At 71.7% G+C, this 19,755-nt stretch carries 13 protein-coding genes; 4 read left to right on the top strand and 9 right to left on the bottom strand.

Annotation, left to right across the window (positions count from 1 at the left end; genetic code table 11):
• Positions 1–38: 38 nt before the first annotated feature.
• Positions 39–6,446 (top strand): type I polyketide synthase, encoded by a 6,408-nt coding sequence (locus CcI49_RS34335; protein ID WP_076833553.1) that lies wholly within the window; start codon positions 39–41, stop codon positions 6,444–6,446.
• A complete protein-coding gene (locus CcI49_RS34340; protein ID WP_076833555.1) occupies positions 6,433–8,739 on the top strand; it encodes a hypothetical protein in 2,307 nt (768 codons plus the stop codon). Before CcI49_RS34335 ends, CcI49_RS34340 begins: the two co-directional genes overlap by 14 nt.
• A 29-nt stretch (positions 8,740–8,768) precedes the next feature.
• On the opposite strand, the gene CcI49_RS34345 is transcribed toward CcI49_RS34340, so the two are convergent.
• From CcI49_RS34345 to CcI49_RS34385, 9 genes are all read right to left on the bottom strand, one after another.
• Entirely contained in the window at positions 8,769–9,797 is a 1,029-nt protein-coding gene (locus tag CcI49_RS34345; RefSeq protein WP_083749885.1) for a LysR substrate-binding domain-containing protein, read from the bottom strand.
• Between the two features lie 710 nt (positions 9,798–10,507).
• Positions 10,508–10,684, bottom strand: a complete 177-nt coding sequence (locus CcI49_RS42960) for a hypothetical protein (RefSeq protein WP_206745187.1) — start codon at positions 10,682–10,684, stop codon at positions 10,508–10,510.
• A 67-nt stretch (positions 10,685–10,751) separates the two neighbouring features.
• Positions 10,752–11,213, bottom strand: a complete 462-nt coding sequence (locus CcI49_RS34355; RefSeq protein ID WP_198955721.1) for a hypothetical protein — start codon at positions 11,211–11,213, stop codon at positions 10,752–10,754.
• A 97-nt stretch (positions 11,214–11,310) separates the two neighbouring features.
• Complete coding sequence (locus tag CcI49_RS34360) at positions 11,311–11,604, bottom strand: hypothetical protein (protein ID WP_198955722.1); 294 nt, start codon at positions 11,602–11,604, stop codon at positions 11,311–11,313.
• 448 nt (positions 11,605–12,052) lie between these two features.
• Positions 12,053–12,715 (bottom strand): YdcF family protein, encoded by a 663-nt coding sequence (locus tag CcI49_RS34365; protein WP_054566262.1) that lies wholly within the window; start codon positions 12,713–12,715, stop codon positions 12,053–12,055.
• A complete protein-coding gene (locus CcI49_RS34370) occupies positions 12,712–13,503 on the bottom strand; it encodes a GntR family transcriptional regulator (RefSeq protein ID WP_076833561.1) in 792 nt (263 codons plus the stop codon). The genes CcI49_RS34365 and CcI49_RS34370 overlap by 4 nt, the downstream gene beginning before the upstream one ends.
• A 432-nt stretch (positions 13,504–13,935) precedes the next feature.
• Entirely contained in the window at positions 13,936–14,805 is an 870-nt protein-coding gene (locus tag CcI49_RS34375) for an SMP-30/gluconolactonase/LRE family protein (protein WP_076833563.1), read from the bottom strand.
• Between the two features lie 16 nt (positions 14,806–14,821).
• Entirely contained in the window at positions 14,822–16,537 is a 1,716-nt protein-coding gene (locus tag CcI49_RS34380; RefSeq protein ID WP_083749886.1) for an AMP-binding protein, read from the bottom strand.
• A gap of 52 nt (positions 16,538–16,589) precedes the next feature.
• Entirely contained in the window at positions 16,590–17,600 is a 1,011-nt protein-coding gene (locus tag CcI49_RS34385; RefSeq protein WP_076833638.1) for an LLM class F420-dependent oxidoreductase, read from the bottom strand.
• Positions 17,601–17,735: 135 nt separating this feature from the next.
• On the opposite strand from CcI49_RS34385, the gene CcI49_RS34390 reads away from it, so the two are divergent.
• Entirely contained in the window at positions 17,736–18,503 is a 768-nt protein-coding gene (locus CcI49_RS34390) for an SDR family NAD(P)-dependent oxidoreductase (RefSeq protein WP_054566258.1), read from the top strand.
• Between the two features lie 61 nt (positions 18,504–18,564).
• Positions 18,565–19,734: a thiolase family protein gene (locus CcI49_RS34395; RefSeq protein WP_076833568.1), complete on the top strand. Its 1,170-nt coding sequence runs from the start codon at positions 18,565–18,567 to the stop codon at positions 19,732–19,734.
• Positions 19,735–19,755: the final 21 nt, after the last annotated feature.

Genomic DNA, 19,755 nt, shown 5'->3' on the forward strand with positions numbered 1-19,755 from the left:
GCGCCGGGCTGCGTGCGGAAACACGAGAAAGAGAAACCATGGATTCGACCTCATCGTTCGAGGACCGACGGTTGGAGAACACTCCGATCGCGATCGTAGGAATGGCCGGGCTTTTCCCCCAGGCCCGGAACAGCGGCGAGTACTGGCGGAACATCGTCGACGGCGTCGACTGTTCGTCGGAGGTCCCGCCGGACCGCTGGCGGGTCGCGGACTACTACCATCCGGACCCCGAGGTGCCGGACAAGGTCTATGCGAAGCGCGGCGGGTTCCTGCCCGACCTGGACTTCAGCCCCATCGAGTTCGGCCTCCCGCCGAACCTGCTCGGCGTCACGAGCAGCCTCCAGACCCTGAGCCTGCTGGTCGCCCGGGACCTCCTGGCGGACGCAGGTGCGGTCGGCTCGCGGTGGTACGACCCCGCCCGCACCGGCGTCGTCCTCGGCGTCGTCGGCGTCGTCGGCCTGATGCACCCGCTGGCCATGCGCCTGTCCACTCCGGTCCTGCGGGAGGTCGTGCGCAGCTGCGGGCTGACCGAGGCCGACGCCGAGGAGATCAGCGACCGGTTCACCAAGGCCTTCGCGCCCTGGGAGGAGAACAGCTTCCCCGGCCTGCTGGCCAACGTCACCGCCGGGCGGATCGCCAACCGGTTCAACCTCGGCGGGATGAACTGCACGGTCGACGCCGCCTGCGCCGCGTCGCTGTCGGCCGTGCGGATGGCGGTCAACGAGCTGGTCGACGGCCGCGCCGACATGATGATCACCGGTGGTTGCGACACCGAGAACTCGATCTTCACCTACATGTGCTTCAGCAAGACCGGCGCGCTCGCCCACTCCGACCGGGTCCGGCCGTTCGACCAGTCCGCCGACGGCACCCTCCTCGGCGAGGGCATCGGGCTGCTGGCGCTCAAGCGCCTGGCCGACGCCGAGCGCGACCAGGACCGGATCTACGCGGTGATCCGCGGGATCGGCTCCTCCAGCGACGGGCGGGCCAAGAGCATCTACGCGCCGCGGGCCGAGGGGCAGCAGCTCGCGCTGCGGCGCGCCTACCAGGACGCCGGCTTCCCCATCTCGTCCGTGGAGCTGTTCGAGGCGCACGCGACAGGCACCGCGGTGGGCGACCGGACCGAGATCGGCGCCCTCACCGCGGTCCTCGACGAGGCCACCTCCGACCGCGGGTACGCCGCCATCGGCAGTGTGAAGTCGCAGATCGGGCACACCAAGGGAGCCGCCGGCGCGGCGAGCCTCATGAAGACTGCGCTGGCGCTGTTCCACAAGGTCCTGCCGCCGACCATCGGGGTCGACAACCCGAACGAGGCGCTCGACGGCGGTCCCCTCTACCTCAACACCACCGCCCGCCCCTGGATCCGGGACCCCGGCCGGCCACAGCGCCGGGCCGGCGTGTCCGCGATGGGGTTCGGCGGCACCAACTTCCACATCGTGCTGCAGGAGCACGGCGAGGCGCCGGCCGTCGCGCTGCACCGGCGCGCGCGGATCCACCGCTGGCACGCGGCGGACATCTCCGCCCTGGCTCTGGCCGTCCGGTCGGGTGCGGCGGCGGAGTCCGACGGCCCGATCCCCGCCGAGGCCCCGCGCCTCGCCCTGGTCACCACGGACGACGACCGGCTGGCGGAGCTGTGCGAGCAGGCGGCCGGCCTGATCGAGGCCCAGCCCGACGCGGACGCCTGGTCCACCCCGTCCTGGATCTACTTCCGGTCACGCGCGCTGCCGCGGCCCCGGGTGGGCGCCTTGTTCGCCGGCCAGGGCAGCCAGTACGTCAACATGGGCCTCGAGCTGGCCCTCACCGATCCCGCGGTCAGCCGCGCGTTCGACGAGGCCGAAGACGTCTTCGCGGACGGCGGGACGCGCCTGGCACCCGTGGTCTTCCCGCCACGCGGATTCCGCGAGGACGACGCCGACGAGGCAGAGGAGACACTGCGGCGGACGGAGTTCGCCCAGCCCGCCATCGGCGCCCTGTCGGTCGGCCAGTTCCGCGCGCTGCGTGAGCTGGGCCTGACCTGCGATGCATACCTGGGGCACAGCTTCGGCGAGCTCACCGCGCTCTGGGCGGCCGACGCGTTGGACGACGCCGACTTCTTCCGGCTCGCCCGCGCGCGAGGGCAGGCGATGGCCCCACGCCACCCGGGTGAGGACGCCGGGGCGATGGCGGCGTTGCAGTGCACGGCCGCCGATGCCCAGCCCCTGCTGGCGCAGGCCGCGGAGGTGACGATCTGCAACTACAACGCGCCCGACCAGATCGTCGTCGGCGGTCCGACGGAACAGCTCGACACGGTCATCGCCGCCTGCGGGGACGCCGGGGTCAGGGCCCGCCGGCTGCCGGTGTCAGCCGCGTTCCACACCTCGCTCGTCGCCCACGCGGTCGACGAGTTCCGGGCCGCCGTCGCCGCGGTCGACCTACGCGTCCCGGCCGGTCCCGTCCACGCGAACACCGCCGGTGCCGGCTACGGGCCGGACGTGGCGGCGAACCGGGAAGTGCTCGTCAACCAGCTGCTGCGCCCGGTCGACTTCGTCGGCGGCCTGCGGGCCGTCACCGAGGAGTCCGGCTGCGACATCCTCGTGGAGTTCGGGCCCAGGCAGGTGCTCACCCAGCTCGCCCGGCGGACCGTCGCCGAGGACGTGCACACCGTCTCCGTCGACGCGGGGCCGCTGGGCGACAGCGACGTCGCCTTCCACCGCGCTGTCGCGCAGCTGCTCGTGCTGGGCGTCCCGCTGCGGATGCCGCCCACAGCGGTCCCGACGCCCGACGCCGGCAGCACGGCCGAGGACGCGGTGTCGACCGCCGGGACGATCGCCCTGACGGGGGCCGAGTACGTGCCACCGGCGCGCCGGCAGGCCTACGCCGACGCGATCGGGGCCGAGCACCGCCTCGAGGCGGCTTCCCCGACGCCCCTTCTCACGCCGGCGGCAACGGTGGCGGCGGTGGCACCGGTGGCGGCGGTGGCACCGGTGGCGGCGGTGGCACCGGTGGCGGCGGTGGCACCGGTGGCGGCGGTGGCACCGGTGGCGGCGATCGTCAGCGCACCGCCGCGGCCGTCGCCGTCGCCGCAGCACGGCCTGACGGACGACAACGGCCAGGCCCCGGCGGCCGAGCCGGCCGGTGCCGACCCCCTCGACCGGTTCACCGACGTCCTGAACCGGCAGACCGACCTGCACACCCGGTACCTCGACGGCCAGTTGAAGATCGCCGACGAGCTGCTGACCGCCCTGCGCGAGCCCGAGGCCGTCAGGCAGCCCGAGCTGATCGGAAGCATCGCGGCGGTCAGTGAGGCGATCAGCGGCGCGCATTCCCTGGCGAACAGCCTCCTGGTCCGGCTCGCGCACGCCGGCCTGTCCGATCCACCCGACGCCCCGGCCGACCCCGCTGCGGCCGGTGGGCGGGGCGGCGAGCCGCGTGCGGCCCAGCCGCCGTCCCTGGCCGCCGGGCCGGGCCTGCCCATCGCGCTGCCCGCGTCGCCGACCGACGCGGGCGGTCCCGTCACCGACACCCGTGTCGAGCCCGCACCGACCGGCAACGGGAACGGGACCGGGAGAACGCCGGCGGCGGTGGCGCACGGCGGCGCGCCCGCAGACGGCCCGGACGGGGAGTCGTTGCGAGCGGCCGTCGTGGCGATGGTGGCCACCCGCACCGGCTACACCGCCGAGATGATCGACCCCTCCATGGACATGGAAGCCGACCTGGGCGTCGACTCGATCAAACGCGTACAGATCGCCAGCCAGCTCCGCGAGCAGTACCCGCTGCTGCCCTCCCTGGGCACCGAGACCCTCGCCGAACTACGCACCATCGACCAGCTCGTCAACCACCTCACCACCCCCGACCCGACCACGGCCAACGGCACGAGCCTGACAGCCGACGACGACGGCGCTGGCGGCGGCAGTGCTGGCGGCGGCGGGCCGCTCACCGTCATCCCGCGCCACCGCCTGGTAGCGGTGCCGCTGCCCCCGGCCGACCAGGCACCGGACCCCTTCCCGACGGCGCCGGCGGCGGTGATCGTCCGGCTGGGAACGGGTACGGCCGACACCCGCGCGCTGGCGGACCATCTCGCCGAAGCGGGTTGGACGGTCGATGAGCTGGCTCTCGACGACGACGAGCCCGCGCAGGGCTGGCTCGGTACGAGCTGGGACGACGAGGCACTGGAACGGCGGCTGTCCGACTTCTTCGCCACGCTGCCCCGGGTCGACGCCTGCGTCGCATGGGTGGAGGCTTCGGGCGATCTCAGCCGCAACGTCCGGCGCCTCGCCGACACCGTGCTCGTGGCGAAGCACGCGGGCACTCGCCTTCGCGACACCGTCCCCGGTGACCGGGCGGCCTTCCTCACGGTCACCCGGATCGACGGGCGCACCGGCGAGCAGAGCACGGCGGCGGACACCGACGAGAGCGCCGAGAGCGACGCGGGCTCCGCGACACGGATCCTCGGCGGTTTGGCCGGCCTCACCAGGACCATCGTCGCCGAGTCGCCCACCCTGTTCGCCCGGGCCCTGGACGTCCATCCCGAGGTGCCGGCGCGCCAGCTCGGTCGCCTCGTCCTGGCGGAGCTGTGCGACGCCGCCGTCGCCCCACCGGTCGTCGGGCTCGATGCCGCCGGGAACCGCTGCACGATCGTTCCGGTTCCCACCGCGGGCGTCGACGGCCCCACCGGCCGCGACGGCCAGCCCGACCCGGCGGTGCGCGCCGACGACGTCGTACTTGTCACCGGTGGCGGCCGAGGCATCACCGCCCGCTGTGTCGTCGCGCTGGCCGCGGCGGCCCCGGCCGAGTTCATCCTGCTCGGACGGACCGACCTCACGCGGCCCCTGCCCGCCTGGTCCGTCGGAGTCGACGACGCGGACCTCACGCGGGAGCTGATCGCCGACCATGCGCGGGCGGGCGCCCCACCGCATCCGCGGGCTGTCACGGCCGCGGTCGACCAGGTACGGGCGCGACGGGAGATCGACCGGACGCTGCACGCGGTGCGGGCCGCCGGGGCCCGGGCCCGCTACATCAGCGTTGACATCAGCGATCCGGAAGCGGTCAGTCAGGCGCTCGACGCCGACCGGGACCGCGTCACCGTACTCGTGCACGGCGCCGGCGCCCTGGCCGACAGCCTGCTCGCACGCAAGCGTGGCGATGATCTGCGTCGTGTGTTCGGCCCCAAGCTGGTCGGCATGGCCGCGGTCCTCGGGGCTATCTCGGCGGCGCCGCTGCGGCAGGTCGCGATGTTCTGCTCGGTGGCCGGGGTCTTCGGTAACAGCGGCCAGTCCGACTACGCGGTCGCGAACGAGGCGCTGAGCCGTTGGCCCGTCGTGGCATCGAGCGGCCCGCGCCCGCGTGTCGTCGCGATCGCCTGGGGCGCGTGGGACGGCGGGATGGTGACCGCGGACCTGCGGGCGCTGTTCGCGGCACGGGGCGTGCCGCTGCTCGATGCCGACGCGGCCGCCGACGCCTTCGTCACCGAGATGATCGAGCACCGGGACAGCGGCGGCTTCCTGCTCGCTCCACCGCTGCCCTTGCACGGCCAGCCGGTCCCGGCCGGCACGGATCACATCGCCCGCCGCGACCTCGCGGACCTGGCCGCCGACGGCGTCCTCGGCGCGCACCGCATCGGCACGGCCATCGTGCTGCCCGCGGTCCACGCCCTCGGCTGGATGATCGCGGTGGCCGAGGCCGCCCACCCCGGCCACCATGTCACCTCGGTCGAGGACTTCGAGGTACTGCGGGGCATCACCTTCGACGCGGACGGGGACCGTCCCCACCACGTCCGGCTGACAACCAGGCCCGACACGGTGGACGAGCTGATCGTCACCGCCGTGATCGCGGACGGCCACCCGGCCCGCGACGCGCCACCCGGCCCCGCGCGCTACCGCGCGACCCTCGCTCTCACCACCGGCGGCCCCGCCGCCGCGCCGCCGGCCCCCGAGCAGATCGCCCACCCGGCGGTGGACGGGAACGGCCTGGCGACGCCGGAGGACGGAACGCGCCTCTACGAGGAGGGCGTCCTCTTCCACGGCCCGGCGTTGCAGGGGATCGAGGCCGTCCTGCACCGGGGCGTCGACGAACTGCTCGTCCGCTGCCGGATACCTGATCCGGCGGCCGAGCGGCCCGGCTACGGTGGGCGGCGCTACCGGGCCGTACCCACCGACCTGGTCTTCCAGGCGGCGCTTGTGCTCGCCGCCGAGTCCGGCACCGTCGGCTGGCTGCCACTCGGTGTCGACCGGCTGGACCTCCGGGAGCCGCTTCCGTTGACCGAGACGTTCACCATCCGGGCGCGCAAGGTCGGGGACGACCCGAACGTGATGCGGGTGGACGCCGAGGCGGTGTCCGCGTCCGGGCTGCTCCTACAGCGGCTGACCGGCATCGTGCTGGTCACCTCGCCCGGGCTGGACGAGAAGTTCATGGCCGGTGTGCGGAGCTGGAAGCCGTCCGATGCGGCGGGGGGTAGCCATGTCAGTTCCTGACCGGCTCCAGGACGGACCTGAACTCGCCGACAGCGAGGTCATGATCGTCGAACTCGACGATCTGGGCTGGTCCGACTTCTCCGCGGAGGTCGGCTCCGGTGAGCACGACTCCGGTCAGAACAGCGCGGGCGCGCGGACGGCCTTCGGGGCTGTGCCGCCCACCGCCTGCGCGGCGACGGCACGTCCCGAGCCGATCCGCGGCACGGCTGGGACGGCCGGGATCGCCAGCCGTCTCCACCGCGGTGTGGCGGAGGCCCACGGCAACGCCCTCGCCGCGCAGCAGGCGCTGCAACTGGTCCTGGTACGCCGGTGGGCGGAGGGCCACGGGTCTCAGGCTGAGCCCACCGCGGGCGTGGCGGGCGAACTCGGTGGCCTCGGCACGCCCGGCCTCGGCGTGCTCGGTGCGCCGATGATGCCCGGGGCACGAGCTCCGGAGCCGGGAGCCTGGCACCACTACGAGCTGCGGGACGACCAGCTCGTCGAACGGCCCGGCCCTCCTCCCGACCCCGCACCGCGGCCCTCCAGGCGTTCCTCGCCCAAGCCGCTGGCCCGCTCCGCCCGCGTCGCCCTCGTCGAGCAGGACCTCTCGGCGCTCGCCCGCGGCGAGATCGCCGCCGTCCTCGGAGCGGCCTATGCCCAGCCCGGGTTCAACCAGCGGATCGCGCTCGGGGCGGGCCGGCCACTGGAGCTGGCGGCGGTTGACCGGCTCGGCCTCACGGGCGGGTCGGCCGGCCTCGGCGCGCTCGATGCGCGTCTGCGGACCACCGGGGCGGCGGGGAGTACTCCGGCGCGGCACCTCGCGGCGGCACGGCAGGCAGTGGAGGTGATGGCGCTCTACCTCGGCCTGCACCTGTGTCTCGCCGACGGTGAGCTGGCCGGCGGGCTCCCCCCCGGCGCCGTTCCCGACGGGTGGCCGGTACCTGTTCTGTCCGTGCCGACCGGCCTCGACGCGCGCACGATGCGCGTCGAGGTGATGGCGGCCGAGCTGGTTCCCCTGCCCTGGCTGGCCGCCCATGTCACGTTCCATGATCCGCGGGGCGCGACAGTCGGCCGGGTCAGTGGGCTCGGTGTCCACGTCAGGCCCCGGCCCGGCGCACCACTGGGGCCGGGCGCCGGCGGGATCGTGCCCGGCTTTCTCGGCCGGTTCAACGGCCGGGGTGAACGGGCACTGCTCAGCGAGTTCAACCTCGCCCACATCTCGGACGGCGATCAGGCGATTGCGATGGRCCCAGAATTCGCCCGGTTCTCGCACGTCCCAGCCGTCCGGCTGCCCAGCGGGGACCTGCTGCTGGTCGACCGCGTCATGTCGCTGACCGGCCGGCGGGGTGACGTCCACGGCGAATCCCGCTGGCGGACCGAGTACGACTCACCGGCCGACGCCTGGTACTACCGGGACAGCGCGAACGCCGGAATGCCTAACTGTGTCCACATGGAATCCTCGTTGCAGGCCGCGGCGTTCATCGGCCCCTACCTGGGAGGCACGCTGCTCGGCGGGGGCGACGAACCGCTACGGCTGCGCAATCTGGAGGGCCAGGCGACGCTGCTGCGCGCGGTCGACCTGCGCGACCAGACCATCAGCCAGGAAAGCTCGGTCATCACGACGTCGGTGACCCCGGGCGCACTGTTGCAGGAGTTCGCCTACGAGTGCTCGCTTGCCGGCGAGCCCTTCTACCGAGGCACGTCACTGTTCGGCTATTTCAGCAACGAGGCGCTGAACAACCAGGTCGGCCTGGATGGCGGCCGGCTCGCGCCGACCTGGCTCGAGCGCAACGACACCGCCGCCACCCGGACGGTCGACGTCTCCGCGCGCCGGGCCAGCCCAGGTCAGGTCGCCCGCTCCGTGGGCCGGCTGGCGCTCGTCGACGGGTTCGACGTCGTCGACGGCGGCGGGAACGCCGGCCTGGCGTACCTGCACTGGGTACAGCCCATCGATCCGACGGCCTGGTATTTCGAGCAGCATTTCCGCCTCGATCCGGTGATCCCCGGATCGTTCGGCGTGGAAACGCTGATCCAGGCGGTCCAGGAGTGGGCGCTGGACGCCGGTCTCGACCGGGATCTCGATCGTCCGGAGTTCGTCGTCCCGGTCGGCTCCACCCTGAGGTGGAAATATCGTGGCCAGTTTCTCCGGACCGACTCCCCGATGACCTTCGAGGCGCATATCACCGGGGTGGAACGCCGGCCGGGCCGGGTTCGGGTCACCGCCGACGGGAACGTCTGGAAGCCGGGCATGCGCATCTACCAGGTCGACCAGCTGTGCGTCGAGCTACGTGAGGCGGACGCGCCCGCCTGGTGAGGCAGTGCGCCTGGTGAGGCAGGCACCACTCAGATGCCCGGCGGGGTCGGCGAACCGGACCCGCCGGGCATCGCCATGGCGGCCGCGGCCGCGTCGAGGGCGTTGATGAAGCGGACGAGCAGGGGTGTCTCGCTGGACTTCCGCCACATCGCGTGCAGCGCCAGCCGGGGAGTCGGATCCACCAGCGGGATATAGGTCATCGGACGGCTCACATGCGGACCTGTCTGGCGGCGCTCGCGGTCCACGCCGGTGGTGAAGGCGACCATCGCGCGCGCCGCGACCAGCGCGTTCGCATGCCAGGGGTCGGAAACGACGTCGGCGACCTTCAGGTCGACGCCCGCCTGCATCGCACTGCTCGCGATGGCGTCGTACATCATCGGGCTCTGCGCGCGTTCGAACAGGATGCACGGCCGGTTCGCGAGATCACTGAAACGGACCGCGCTGAGGCCCGCGAGGCGGTCGGAGGAAACAACGACCACCTGAACCCGGATCGGGTGCAGCCAGTGGGCGGACAGGTCGGAGGTGGACGGCTTGYCGGACGTGATCGCCATATCGAGCTCGCCGGCCTCGAGGGCGGCCAGCTGCGGGCCTGTCCGTAGCTGCTGCAGCTGGACGTGAACCCGCTGCGATTCGCCCTGAAACGCGCTCACCGCGCCCGGCAATACCGTCCTGCTGGCGACGACGCTGTACCCCACCTTGATGGACCCTATACGTCCGACGGCCGCGAGCTGGGCGTTCTCACGAGCCTGCTCGAATTCGGCGATGGCATTGCGCGCCTTCATCAGGAACGCCTCGCCGCTCGGCGTCAGCTCGACTTTCCGGGAGGTTCGGTTGACCAGCTGGACCGCGAGGTCACGTTCCAGGATCTGGATGTGTTGGCTGAGTGTCGGCTGGGTGACGTGAACACGTTTCGCGGCGCGGCTGAAGTGCAGCTCCTCAGCCACGGCGAGGAACGACCTGATGTGTTTGATCTCCATCACGATCTCACTTTGTAGCAGCTGGTCAGGGGTCGGCCCTGCATTGACGGTGGTCGGCCGGTGCCGCCGCGCCCACCTCATTCGCCCGACAGCGAGCCGACAGCCGACCCGACGACGCGGCCCGTCGACACCCGATGAGGATCACGGTCGGTCCGGAGTGTGGCTTGCTGCCAGCTGGGTGTCCGTGTTCCGTCAGCTCCTGGTTTTCAGGTTCAGTTGGCTGCGGCAAAAATGCCGATGGAGTCCGGTAACATCAATTCTGACCATTGCCACGACACCACGCATGCACGCCGAATGCTATTGGCCGATTCTGAACCACGGGTGACGACGGGCCGAAATGTTGGCACCTCCGTAACGGTCAGCATTTACCGGCGGCCGGGCGGCTCTCGGTCCCACGCCGCTCCAGCTACGCCCGACCTACCACCCCACGACCACCACGGTAAGGGCCGACATGAAGATCGACACAAGTTACCGCGGAGTAATGGAACGTGTCCGAGGGGGGACTCGGCCACTACACACACGCCTTCAACCGGCACACGAACTTTCCAGCCCTCAGGTCGGCGGGCGACCGATGACTGTGACACCGACCAGACCTTGATCCGGAACATCCGCCCACAGACACTGCGAACTCGCCCTCGACATCAACCCGAGGCGGATGTCGCGCCCACCGCCCACTCCGCGCCGGTGGTGGCACCGCCGCACCCGCGGCACGGCAGGCTCCCAAGGTCCGCACCGTCACCCGGTGGATCCTCACGCACTCCGACCACCTGGACGAGCACGAGACCTTGGCGCTACAGACGATCCTCTCCCGTTGCCCGGGCCTCCAGAAGACCGCCGGCCACGTCACCGCTTTCGCGCAGATGCTCATCGGTCGTCACGGGGACCGGCTCAACAGCTGGATCGCCGCTGTCGACGCCGACGACCTGCCCTAACTTCACCGCTTCACCTGTGGCCTCCTGCGCGACCACGACGCCGTCCTCAACGGGCTTACCCTGCCGCACAGCTCCGGACAGGTCGAAGGCACCGTGAACCACATCATTCTCTGGAATCTGATTTGTCAATAGATGCCCGTTCGAGGAGCTTGCTCACCCATTCTCGCTGCTCGGGGGTGTCCGGGACGGTCTGCCCGCGGGCTTGTTCGAGCTGCTGCCAGGCGATGGTGGGGTCGACGTCGTTGAGGATCAGTATCGCGGCGGCGAGCAGGGACGCGCGGCCAATCCCGAACCGGCAGTGGGTGACGATATGTGCGCCGCGTCGGAGCTGCTCGGCGAGGTGGCGCAGGGCGGGTAGGACGGCGGCGAGTTCGGGGACCTGGCGGTCTGGGATGGGAAGGGCGACGAACCGCAGGCCGGCGTTGCGTGCCGCCGGGGCTTCTTCGGAGAGGCCGAGTTCGTCGAGTTCGTGCTGGGTGAGCGCGCAGACCAGAAGGTCGACGCCGGCGGCGGCCAGCGCGGCCATCTCGTCGTCAAGCCAGTCGAGGCCACGAGGTTTGGCCATGATGCTCAACCGGCCCGGGCCTGGCTGGTGGACCGTGTAGAGAGTCGGGCGCATGTCAGCGATGCTTCCGATCAGCGGGGCGGGCTGGACTTGACGGTCAACGGTAGCGGCGTGCCGGGCTCGGCGCGGAGTTCGCGCGCGCGGTCGGGCCGGCAGGGGTGGCGACGTCCGCGAGGCGTTCGAGAAGCCGGCCGAGGGCTGCGTGGTCGTCGTCGACCGCCGCGCGTTTGTCGTCGGTGAGCGGGATGCTGGCGAGCATGCGTTGCAGGCCGGTCTTCGCCTCGATCAGCTGGGCTTTCGACGAGTCCTTCCGGGTGTAGAAGTCGCATCGGGCGCAGGCCATCCGGTAGGGGCGCTGACAGGCGTTGACGTCGTCGAGGGGGCGCAGCAACCGGCTGAGATCGGCCCACTCCGGCGCCCGCGATCGGCGGGGATGCAGACGCCGCAGCCCGGTGGCGCCCAGCCCACGCGGGGCGTCGAACTCCCGGGCAGTCAGCCGGTGGCTGCGGTCATACCCCGCCAGCCGCCAGATCCTCGGCGACGGCGACGGTCATCGCACCAGCGCAGGGCTTGACCCGGCGGTCTCGGTGAGCTGCCGCACCCGGAAGGCATGGATGTGGTCCATACCGCGGCTGAGCTTGTCGGCCAGGTCCCGGCCGGACACGGGGCCGGACGGGGTCCTGTTCGGCGCGGCGCGCGGCGCCCCTCGGCCTCGATTTCCGGCCTGGTGAGCGCGGGGGTTGCCGCCCCGGAGGGGCGGCCTTGAACCCGTACAGAAGATTGGCGACGATCTTTCCGGTCCGCCTGGCCTGCTCGGTGCTGCCGGTGTGGCTCGGCGGTCAGGTGATCAGGCGGCTGGTGTAGCCGGCTTCGGTGAGTTCGCGGTAGGCGTCGCGGACGTTGTCGGGGATGGGCTGGGGGATGGCGTGGCCGCGTTCGGCGTAGAGCCAGATGCGTTGGGTGTCTCCGACGAGCATGGACACGACGCGGTCGGCGTCGCCGATGCTGGCGATGTAGTCGTCCAGAGTGACCGGTAGGGATGCGCACCGGACGTGTACGTCTGGCCAGAGTTTGCGGCAGGTGGCGTAGGCGCGGCGCTGCTGGTAAGGCCTGGAGATCAGCGTCACGGACCTGGGTGTGATGCCGTGGGCGGTGAGGAGGTCGCGGGTTCGGGTGATGTTCTCGCCGGTGTTGCGGGCGGTGGTCTCGATGAGGATGGCGGCGTCGGGAACGTTCAGGGTGAGGGCGTGTTCGCGGTAGTGGACCGCTTCGCCGCGGGGGAAGGTGTCGATGGTGGTGGGGGCGTTGGCGCCGGTGAACACGATCCGAGGGAACAGGCCGCGGTGGTAGAGGGTGGCGGTGCAGGTGGCGACGCTGAGGTCGTGGCTGCCCAGGCCGATGCCGATGTCGGTGGGCTGGGGGTCGTGGTGCAGGTCGTGGTAGTTCCAGAGCACTTCGACCGGGCCTCGTATCGCCGTGGGCAGTGTCGCGGTTGGGGTCATGGGCGGTGGGTGCTGTCGGGTACCGGGAACCGGTAGGACCAGGCGAACCGTGACGCGGCGTGGACTCCGACGGCGTATTCGACGGGCGTCTGTTCGGCGGTGAAGGTGGTCCGGTGCAGCTCGACGACGGGTTCGCCGGGCGGTAGCTGCAAGGTCGTGGCCTCGTCGGGGGTTGGCATTCGTGCCCGGAGGTCTTCTTCGATCCAGGCGGGCTCGAGGCCCTGTTCGTACAGGACGCGGAATCCCCCAGCGGGACCGGCGGGGCCGGCGGTGTCCTCGGTGAGGCGGGTGCCTTCGACGTGCTCGGGCAGGTAGTAGCTGGTGAGTGTGTGGGTGGGCTCGTCGTTCTCGCGGATCAGGCGTGCGCGTTCGTACACGTCAGCGCCTTCGGGGATCCCGAGTGCCGTGGCGACGTCGGGTGGTGCGGGAAGGCGGCAGACCGTCTGCGTCTGGTCGCCGGGTTTCCAGGTCCGACCGGAGGCGATCCGGTCGGCGGCGAACGCGACCAGATCGGCGTCGCGCCACTTGGCCTTGTCGTACCGGTCGATCCCGAGTCGGCGCAGATGTGGCCGGGAGCGGACGTAGACACCGGCTCCGGTTCTGCCGCTGACCAGGCCTTCTTCCTTGAGACGGGTCACGGCGAGACGGGCCGTCTCGGTCGCGACGCCGTAGCGCCGGGCCAGTTCGGCGGTCGAAGGTAGCGCGGTCTCCGGGGCAAGGCGTCCGGTGGTGATCTGCTCGCGGAGATCGGCCCAGATCCGATCAGATGCCCCGCGCCTGCTGCTCATTACGCGAGCGTAGAGGCTTCCTAGGAAGGTCTTGACCTACCTAGGAAGGTGGGGCAGGCTTGGTCAAGCTTCCTAGGAAGATTTCCGCTAGGAGGTGGCAACAAGAGAACGCGAGTGGCACCGGTTCCGATGGCCGGCACTGGCGCGCTGTTCTCTGACTGTCCCGGGTGTGGCGTCGGACCACACACATCCATGTCCTGGCCGTGCCCGGGGCCGTCGATCCGCCGGGCAGATCGTCTGCCTGTTTGCCGATGACTGGGGGTGCGGGTGAAGGCATGGAACCTGGATGAGCTACTTGGTCGGCGCTTCGAGGTGCCCGTGTATGGCCGTGAGCGCCTGGCGTGGCGTCGGGCGTCGGGTGCGGCGGCAATGGAGGTCGCATCGCTGGGGGGGACATGAACCCCCACGCCTGATCCCGGCGGCGACAAGCGGTCAGGGCAGGCCGGCGCCGGGTACCGGGACGCGGAGGGTTTCCACCACGGAGGTTCGGGCGCCGGCCAGGGCGTCCGCGCTCCAGTTCTTCGCGCTGAGCAGGAACAGGGTGCGGCGGTCGTCGCCGCCGAGGGTGCAGGCGATGGCCATGCGTTCACCGGTGCTGATCCGGTCGGTGACCTCGCCGCCGGGCAGGATGCGGCGGAACTCGTGGGCGAGGGGGAAGGCGGCCCAGACCGCGCCGGCCGCGTCGAGCGCGATCCCGTCCGGGGCTGCGTCCGGGGTGGTCGCGATCGTCCGGGGCTGCGCCAGGTTGCCGTGGTCGTCGAGGTCGAAAGCGGTGAGGCGGCGGCCTTTGGACTCGGCGACGATCAGCGTCCGACCGTCGGGGGTGATGACCGTGCCGTTGGGGAACTCCAGGCCGGTCGCGGCGATCGCGGCCGAGCCGTTGAGGGCGACCCGCACGATCACGCCGGTGCCTGGCTCGGTGTTGTAGCTGCCGACGTAGGCGGTGCCGGTCGTGTCGACCACCATGTCGTTCAGTTCGTCCGACACCAGGTGCGCTAGATCCGCGTGCACCTGGTACGAGGCGCCCTCGGACGAGCCGTCGGTGGTGAAGCGCAGCAGTGCCCGGCGCTTCATGGCCACGACCAGCACGGATCCGTCCGGCAGGAAGCCGAGGCCTGACGGTTTCTCGCCGGGCAGGGCCAGAACCTTGGTGGTCTTTCCGTCCAAGGTCGCGGTGTGGACGGCCTCGCCGTGCATGTCGGAGAACCAGAGCCGGCCGGCGTGCCAGCGGGGGCCCTCCGCGAAGACGAGGCCGTCGGTGAGCAGCGACGGGCGGGTGCCCGCCGGCTCGAGCGTCGTCATGGGTGCGCTCCCCCGCTCAGCCGAGGAGGGTGGCGAGCCGGGTGCGGTCGGCCTCGTCGAGCCGGCGCAGCGGCTCGCCCTTGCCCGGGCGCCAGACCACCTGGTCGGCCTGCCAGGCCTCGCGCCGCAGCCGCATCTTGTCGATCTTCATGCTGGCGAGCTTCGGCAGCTCCTGCGTCACGCGGACGAACGCCGGGACCCACTTGGGGCCGAGGTCGGGCTGGTCGGCGAGGAAGGCGTCGAAGGCCGCCGGGTCGAACTCGGCACCGCCGCGCAGCTCGAGGGCGACCATGACCCGGTCGCCCACCGGGTCGTCGGGGACGGCGTAGACGGCGACGGAGCGCGCGTCCGGGTAGCGGCCGACGATGGCTTCGACGGGGGCGGCGGCGAAGTTCTCGCCGTCGACGCGCAGCCATTCGTTGGAGCGGCCGGCGAAGTACAGCCAGCCGTCGGCGTCGCGGTAGGCGAGGTCGCCGGACCAGTACCAGCCGTCGCGGAAACGGGCCTGGGTGGCCGCCTCGTTGCGGTAGTAGCCCTCGAACCCGCCGGTCGGGGCGGTCTCCACGATCTCGCCGACGGCGACGTCCAGGTTGGTGGGACGTCCGTCCGCGCCGAGCGTGACCGGCGGGCATTCGAGCCCGGTGTCGGGGTCGAGCACCTTCACCGTCGGGTCGGCGACGCCCAGCGCGCCTTCGGGCATCGCCGGGTCGCGGCGGATGATGATGATGCCCTCGGTCGAGCCGTAACTGTCCCGGACGGTGCAGCCGAAGCGGCGGGCGAAGTCGCGGATGTCGCGCGCGGAGGCCTCGTTGCCGACCGCGAGGCGCAGCGGGTTGTCGGCGTCGTCGGGCCGCTCGGGGGTGGCGAGGATGTAGTTGAGCACCTTGCCGGTGTAGGTGATCATGGTTGCGCCGAAGCGGCGGACGTCCGGCAGCGTGTTGGAGGCGGAGAACTTCGACCGGGTCGCGATCGGGATGCCGGCGTTCAGCGCGGACGACCAGCCGGTGAACAGCGAGCTCGAGTGGAAGAACGGCAGCGGGGAGTAGACGACGTCACCCGCGCCCAGCTGCGCGATCTTCGCGACGTGCGCGCCGGTGCGGGCGTACCGGCCCTGGGTGCAGCGCACCGCCTTCGGCAGGCCCGTCGAACCCGAGGTGAAGATCAGCAGAAGGAGGTCCTCGGGCGCCGCCTGCCGCTGTGGCGGCTCCGCCTGCTGGCGGGCGACGAGCGCGATGTGGTCGGGGTCGTCGACCAGCAGCACCCGGTCGGCGGCGACACCGGTGTCCACGCCGGCCAGCAGCGGCTGCTGACCGGTCGAGGTGACCAGCAGCTGGCAGTCGCTGTGCCGGATCAGCTGGCCGAGTGCGTCCCCGCGGTAGGTCGAGTTGATGCCGACGACGACCGCCCCGGACAGCGCGGCCGCGGCCAGCCAGAACAGGTAGTCGGGCTCGTTCTCCAGCAGGACGCCGATGTGCGGGGGGCGGTCGGCGTCACGCAGCTGCTCGAACAGCGCCGCCCGGCGGGCCGCCTCCTCGACCAGCTCGCGGTAGGTCCACTGCCGGTCGGCGACCAGTAACGCGGGCTCGTCCTGCCCGGCCCGCGCCAGCAGGACATCCGCGACCGTGGTCGCGGACGCGACGGCGGTCGCAGCCGTGACCGCAGCCACGTCTGCCGTGGTCGCCGTGCCCGCGCCTGCCGCTTCCTGCGCGCCCCCGGTCGCCGCTGCTGGCATGGCTGTCTCCTTCGAAGTCTGACTCTCTCGCACTGGCCCGAGCATGGTTACGTCACCACAGGCTGGCGATGGGCTCCAGCATGCTCAGGTCGGCCGGTTCGATGATCATGGTGGTGACCGGGCCGTCGCGCCAGGCGGCGAGCTGGTCGGCGATCCGCTCGAGCGGCCCGACCAGCGCCAGGTCGTCGACGAGCTCGTCGGGGACGGCCGCGCACGCGCCGGCGCGGTCGCCGCTGAGGAAGAGGTCCTGGATGTGGCTGGCCTCGGCCTCGTACCCGTAGCGGGAGACCAGCGCCGCGTAGAAGTTCGTCTTCTTCGAGCCCATCCCGCCGATGTGCAGCGCGATGCGCGGACGGACCTGGTCACGGCACTTGTCGAGGTCGTCACCGACGCAGGCGAGGACGGTCGGCGCGACCTGGAACCCGGCCGGCGCCTTGGCGAGGGTCTCGCCCCAGGCCGCGCTCCAGCGGGTCGGGCTCCACAGGTATGGCAGCAGGCCGTCGGCCTCGGCGACAGTCATCGCCACGTTCTTCGGGCCCATCGCGGCGACGAGGATCGGCGTGTCCGGGGCGGGCGGCATCGTGGAACGCAGCGGCCGGCCCTGGCCGGTGGCATCCGCCCCGGCGTAGGGAATCGTGTAGATCGAGCCGGCGAACTCCAGCCGCTCCTTCGCCGCGAGCGCCTTGCGCAGCACGGCCAGGTACTCGCTGGTCATCCGCACCGGCTGGCGGAACGGGACACCGTGCCAGCCCTCGACGACCTGTGGCCCGGAGGCGCCGAGCCCGAGGGTGAGCCGGCCGCCGGAGAGCTGCTGCAGTGTCAGGGCGGTCATCGCCGTGGTCGCCGGTGTCCTGGCCGGGATCTGGGCGATGGCGGTGCCGAGCCCGAGCCGGGAGGTGACGGCCGCGATGACGCCCAGCGGCGTGAACGCGTCGTTACCCCACGCCTCGTTGGTCCAGACCGAGTCGTACCCCGACTCCTCCGCCCGCCGCGCGACCGCGGCGAGGGTGGCCGCGTCACCGCGGATTCCGGCGAGACTGAGCCCTAGCGCAACCTTTGACACCGACACTCGCGCACAATAACTTTTTTGCAACTTCGATGTCAATTTCGAAGTTCGATCCTTTTCGATCTTGAACAGTTTTTCGATCTTGATGTCAATATTGTCGCATCTTGATGTTGTTCGTCGCGGGAGGAACCAGTGGATCTGGCAGGGCGTTCGGCGATCGTCACCGGCGGAGCGGGCGGGCTGGGCGCGGCCTGCGTCCGCCACCTCACCGGCATCGGCCTGAAGACCGTGGTCTTCGACCTGCACGAGGGCCGCACCAAGGAGCTCGCCGACAGCATCGGCCCGGCCGCCGCCGCGGTGAGCGGTGACGTCACCGACGACGACGCGGTCCTCGCCGCCATCGCCGCCGCGCAGGATCTCGGCGTCCTGTCGGTCGTCGTGAACGTCGCCGGCGGCGGCATCGCCGGGCGCACCGTCGCCCGCGACGGGACCCCGCACGACAAGGACGCGTTCGTGAAGGTCATGAACATGAACGCGATCGGCACGTTCAACGTGACCCGGCTCGCGGCGTCCGCGATGAGCCGCAACGAGCCCACCGAGGACGGGGAGCGCGGCGTCGTGGTCAACACCGCCTCCATCGCGGGCCTCGAAGGGCAGGCCGGCCAGCTCGCCTATGGCGCGGCCAAGGCGGCCATCCTCGGCATGACGTTGCCGATGGCCCGCGACCTCGCCCCGGCGGGCATCCGGGTCTGCGCGATCGCGCCGGGCACCATGGGCACGCCGATCATGCTCGGCGCACCGGACGCCCTGAAGGCACGCCTGGTGGAGACCATCCAGTTCCCCAAGCGGATGGGCAAGCCCGAGGAGTTCGCCCTGCTGGTGGAGTCGATCGTGCGCAACCCCTACCTCAACGGCGAGAACATCCGCCTCGACGGCGCCCTGCGCTTCCCGCCCAAGTAACCCAGGCCCAGGCCCCAGGCAAACCCAGATAGTCGTCCGGTCGAGATCGAGGAGATCCCCCGTGACCGAAGCAGTCATCGTCTCCACCGCCCGCACCGCGATCGGCCGGACCCGCAAGGGCAGCCTCGTCGGCCTCGACGCGTTCGAGCTGGCCGAGGCCGTCGTCCCGGCCGTCCTGGAGCGCGGCGGCGTGCCCGCGGCGGACGTCGACGACGTCGTCCTCGCCGAGTCGTACCAGGGCGGCGGGGTGATCGCCCGCAACATCGCCGTCCGGCTCGGCCTGTTCAATGCCTCCGGCGCCGCGACGAACCGGCACTGCGCCGGCGGCCTGACCGCAGTCTCGATCGCCGCCGGCAGCATCCGCGCCGGCATGGACCGCGTCGTCATCGCCGGCGGCACCGAAAGCCTCACCAACGCGGCCCGCAGCTCGAAGCGGGACGCCACCGGCGAGTACCAGCCCTGGATGGCCCCGTCGCACCCGGAGACGCCGGAGGCCCCCGCGTTCGACATGTCCATCACCGTCGGGGAGAACACCGCCCGGGAGATGGGCCTGACCCGCCGCGACGTCGACGAGTGGACGGTCTACACCCACGAGCGCGCGCTGGCGTCCATCGACGCCGGCGCCTTCGTCGACGAGATCATCCCGCTGGACGTCACCCTGCCCGACGGCACCACCAAGCGGTTCGACACCGACGAGCACCCCCGACGCGGCACCACCCTGGAACGCCTCGCCACGCTGCCCCTGCTGCACCCCGAGCTGCCGAACGCCACCGTCACCGCCGCGAACGCCGCCGGCCTCAACGACGCCGCCGCCGCGGTGACCCTGACCAGCGGCGACTACGCGGCCGCCCACGGCCTCACCCCGCTGGCACGGGTCCGTTCCTGGGCCACCGCCGGGATCGAGCCGGCGCTGACCGGCCTCGCACCCACCCTCGCGATCCCCCGCGCGCTCGACCGCGCCGGGCTCACTCTCGCCGACATCGACCTGTTCGAGATCAACGAGGCGTTCTGCTCGGTGCCGGTGGCGGCCGTGCGCAAGCTCGGCATCCGCCCGGAGATCGTCAACGTGAACGGCAGCGGGGCGAGCCTCGGTCACCCCATCGCCGCCACCGGTGCCCGGATGGTCGTCACCATGGTCGGCGAGCTTCGCCGCCGCGGCGCCTCCCTCGGCTGCGTCTCGATGTGCGCCGGAGGCGGCATGGGCGCCGCCATGATCATCGAGATCATCTGACCCGCCGCCCCGCGCCCGCCG

It is taken from the genome of Frankia sp. CcI49 (assembly GCF_001983215.1).
Lineage (GTDB): Bacteria > Actinomycetota > Actinomycetes > Frankiales > Frankiaceae > Parafrankia > Parafrankia irregularis.

Excerpts from the sequence above, each read along its gene's own strand:
- CcI49_RS34335 (WP_076833553.1), top strand. The coding sequence starts at position 39 with ATGGATTCGACCTCATCGTTCGAGGACCGACGGTTGGAGAACACTCCG.
- CcI49_RS34355 (WP_198955721.1), bottom strand. The coding sequence starts at position 11,213 with ATGGCCAAACCTCGTGGCCTCGACTGGCTTGACGACGAGATGGCCGCG.
- CcI49_RS34365 (WP_054566262.1), bottom strand. The coding sequence starts at position 12,715 with ATGACCCCAACCGCGACACTGCCCACGGCGATACGAGGCCCGGTCGAA.
- CcI49_RS34370 (WP_076833561.1), bottom strand. The coding sequence starts at position 13,503 with ATGAGCAGCAGGCGCGGGGCATCTGATCGGATCTGGGCCGATCTCCGC.
- CcI49_RS34375 (WP_076833563.1), bottom strand. The coding sequence starts at position 14,805 with ATGACGACGCTCGAGCCGGCGGGCACCCGCCCGTCGCTGCTCACCGAC.
- CcI49_RS34380 (WP_083749886.1), bottom strand. The coding sequence starts at position 16,537 with ATGCCAGCAGCGGCGACCGGGGGCGCGCAGGAAGCGGCAGGCGCGGGC.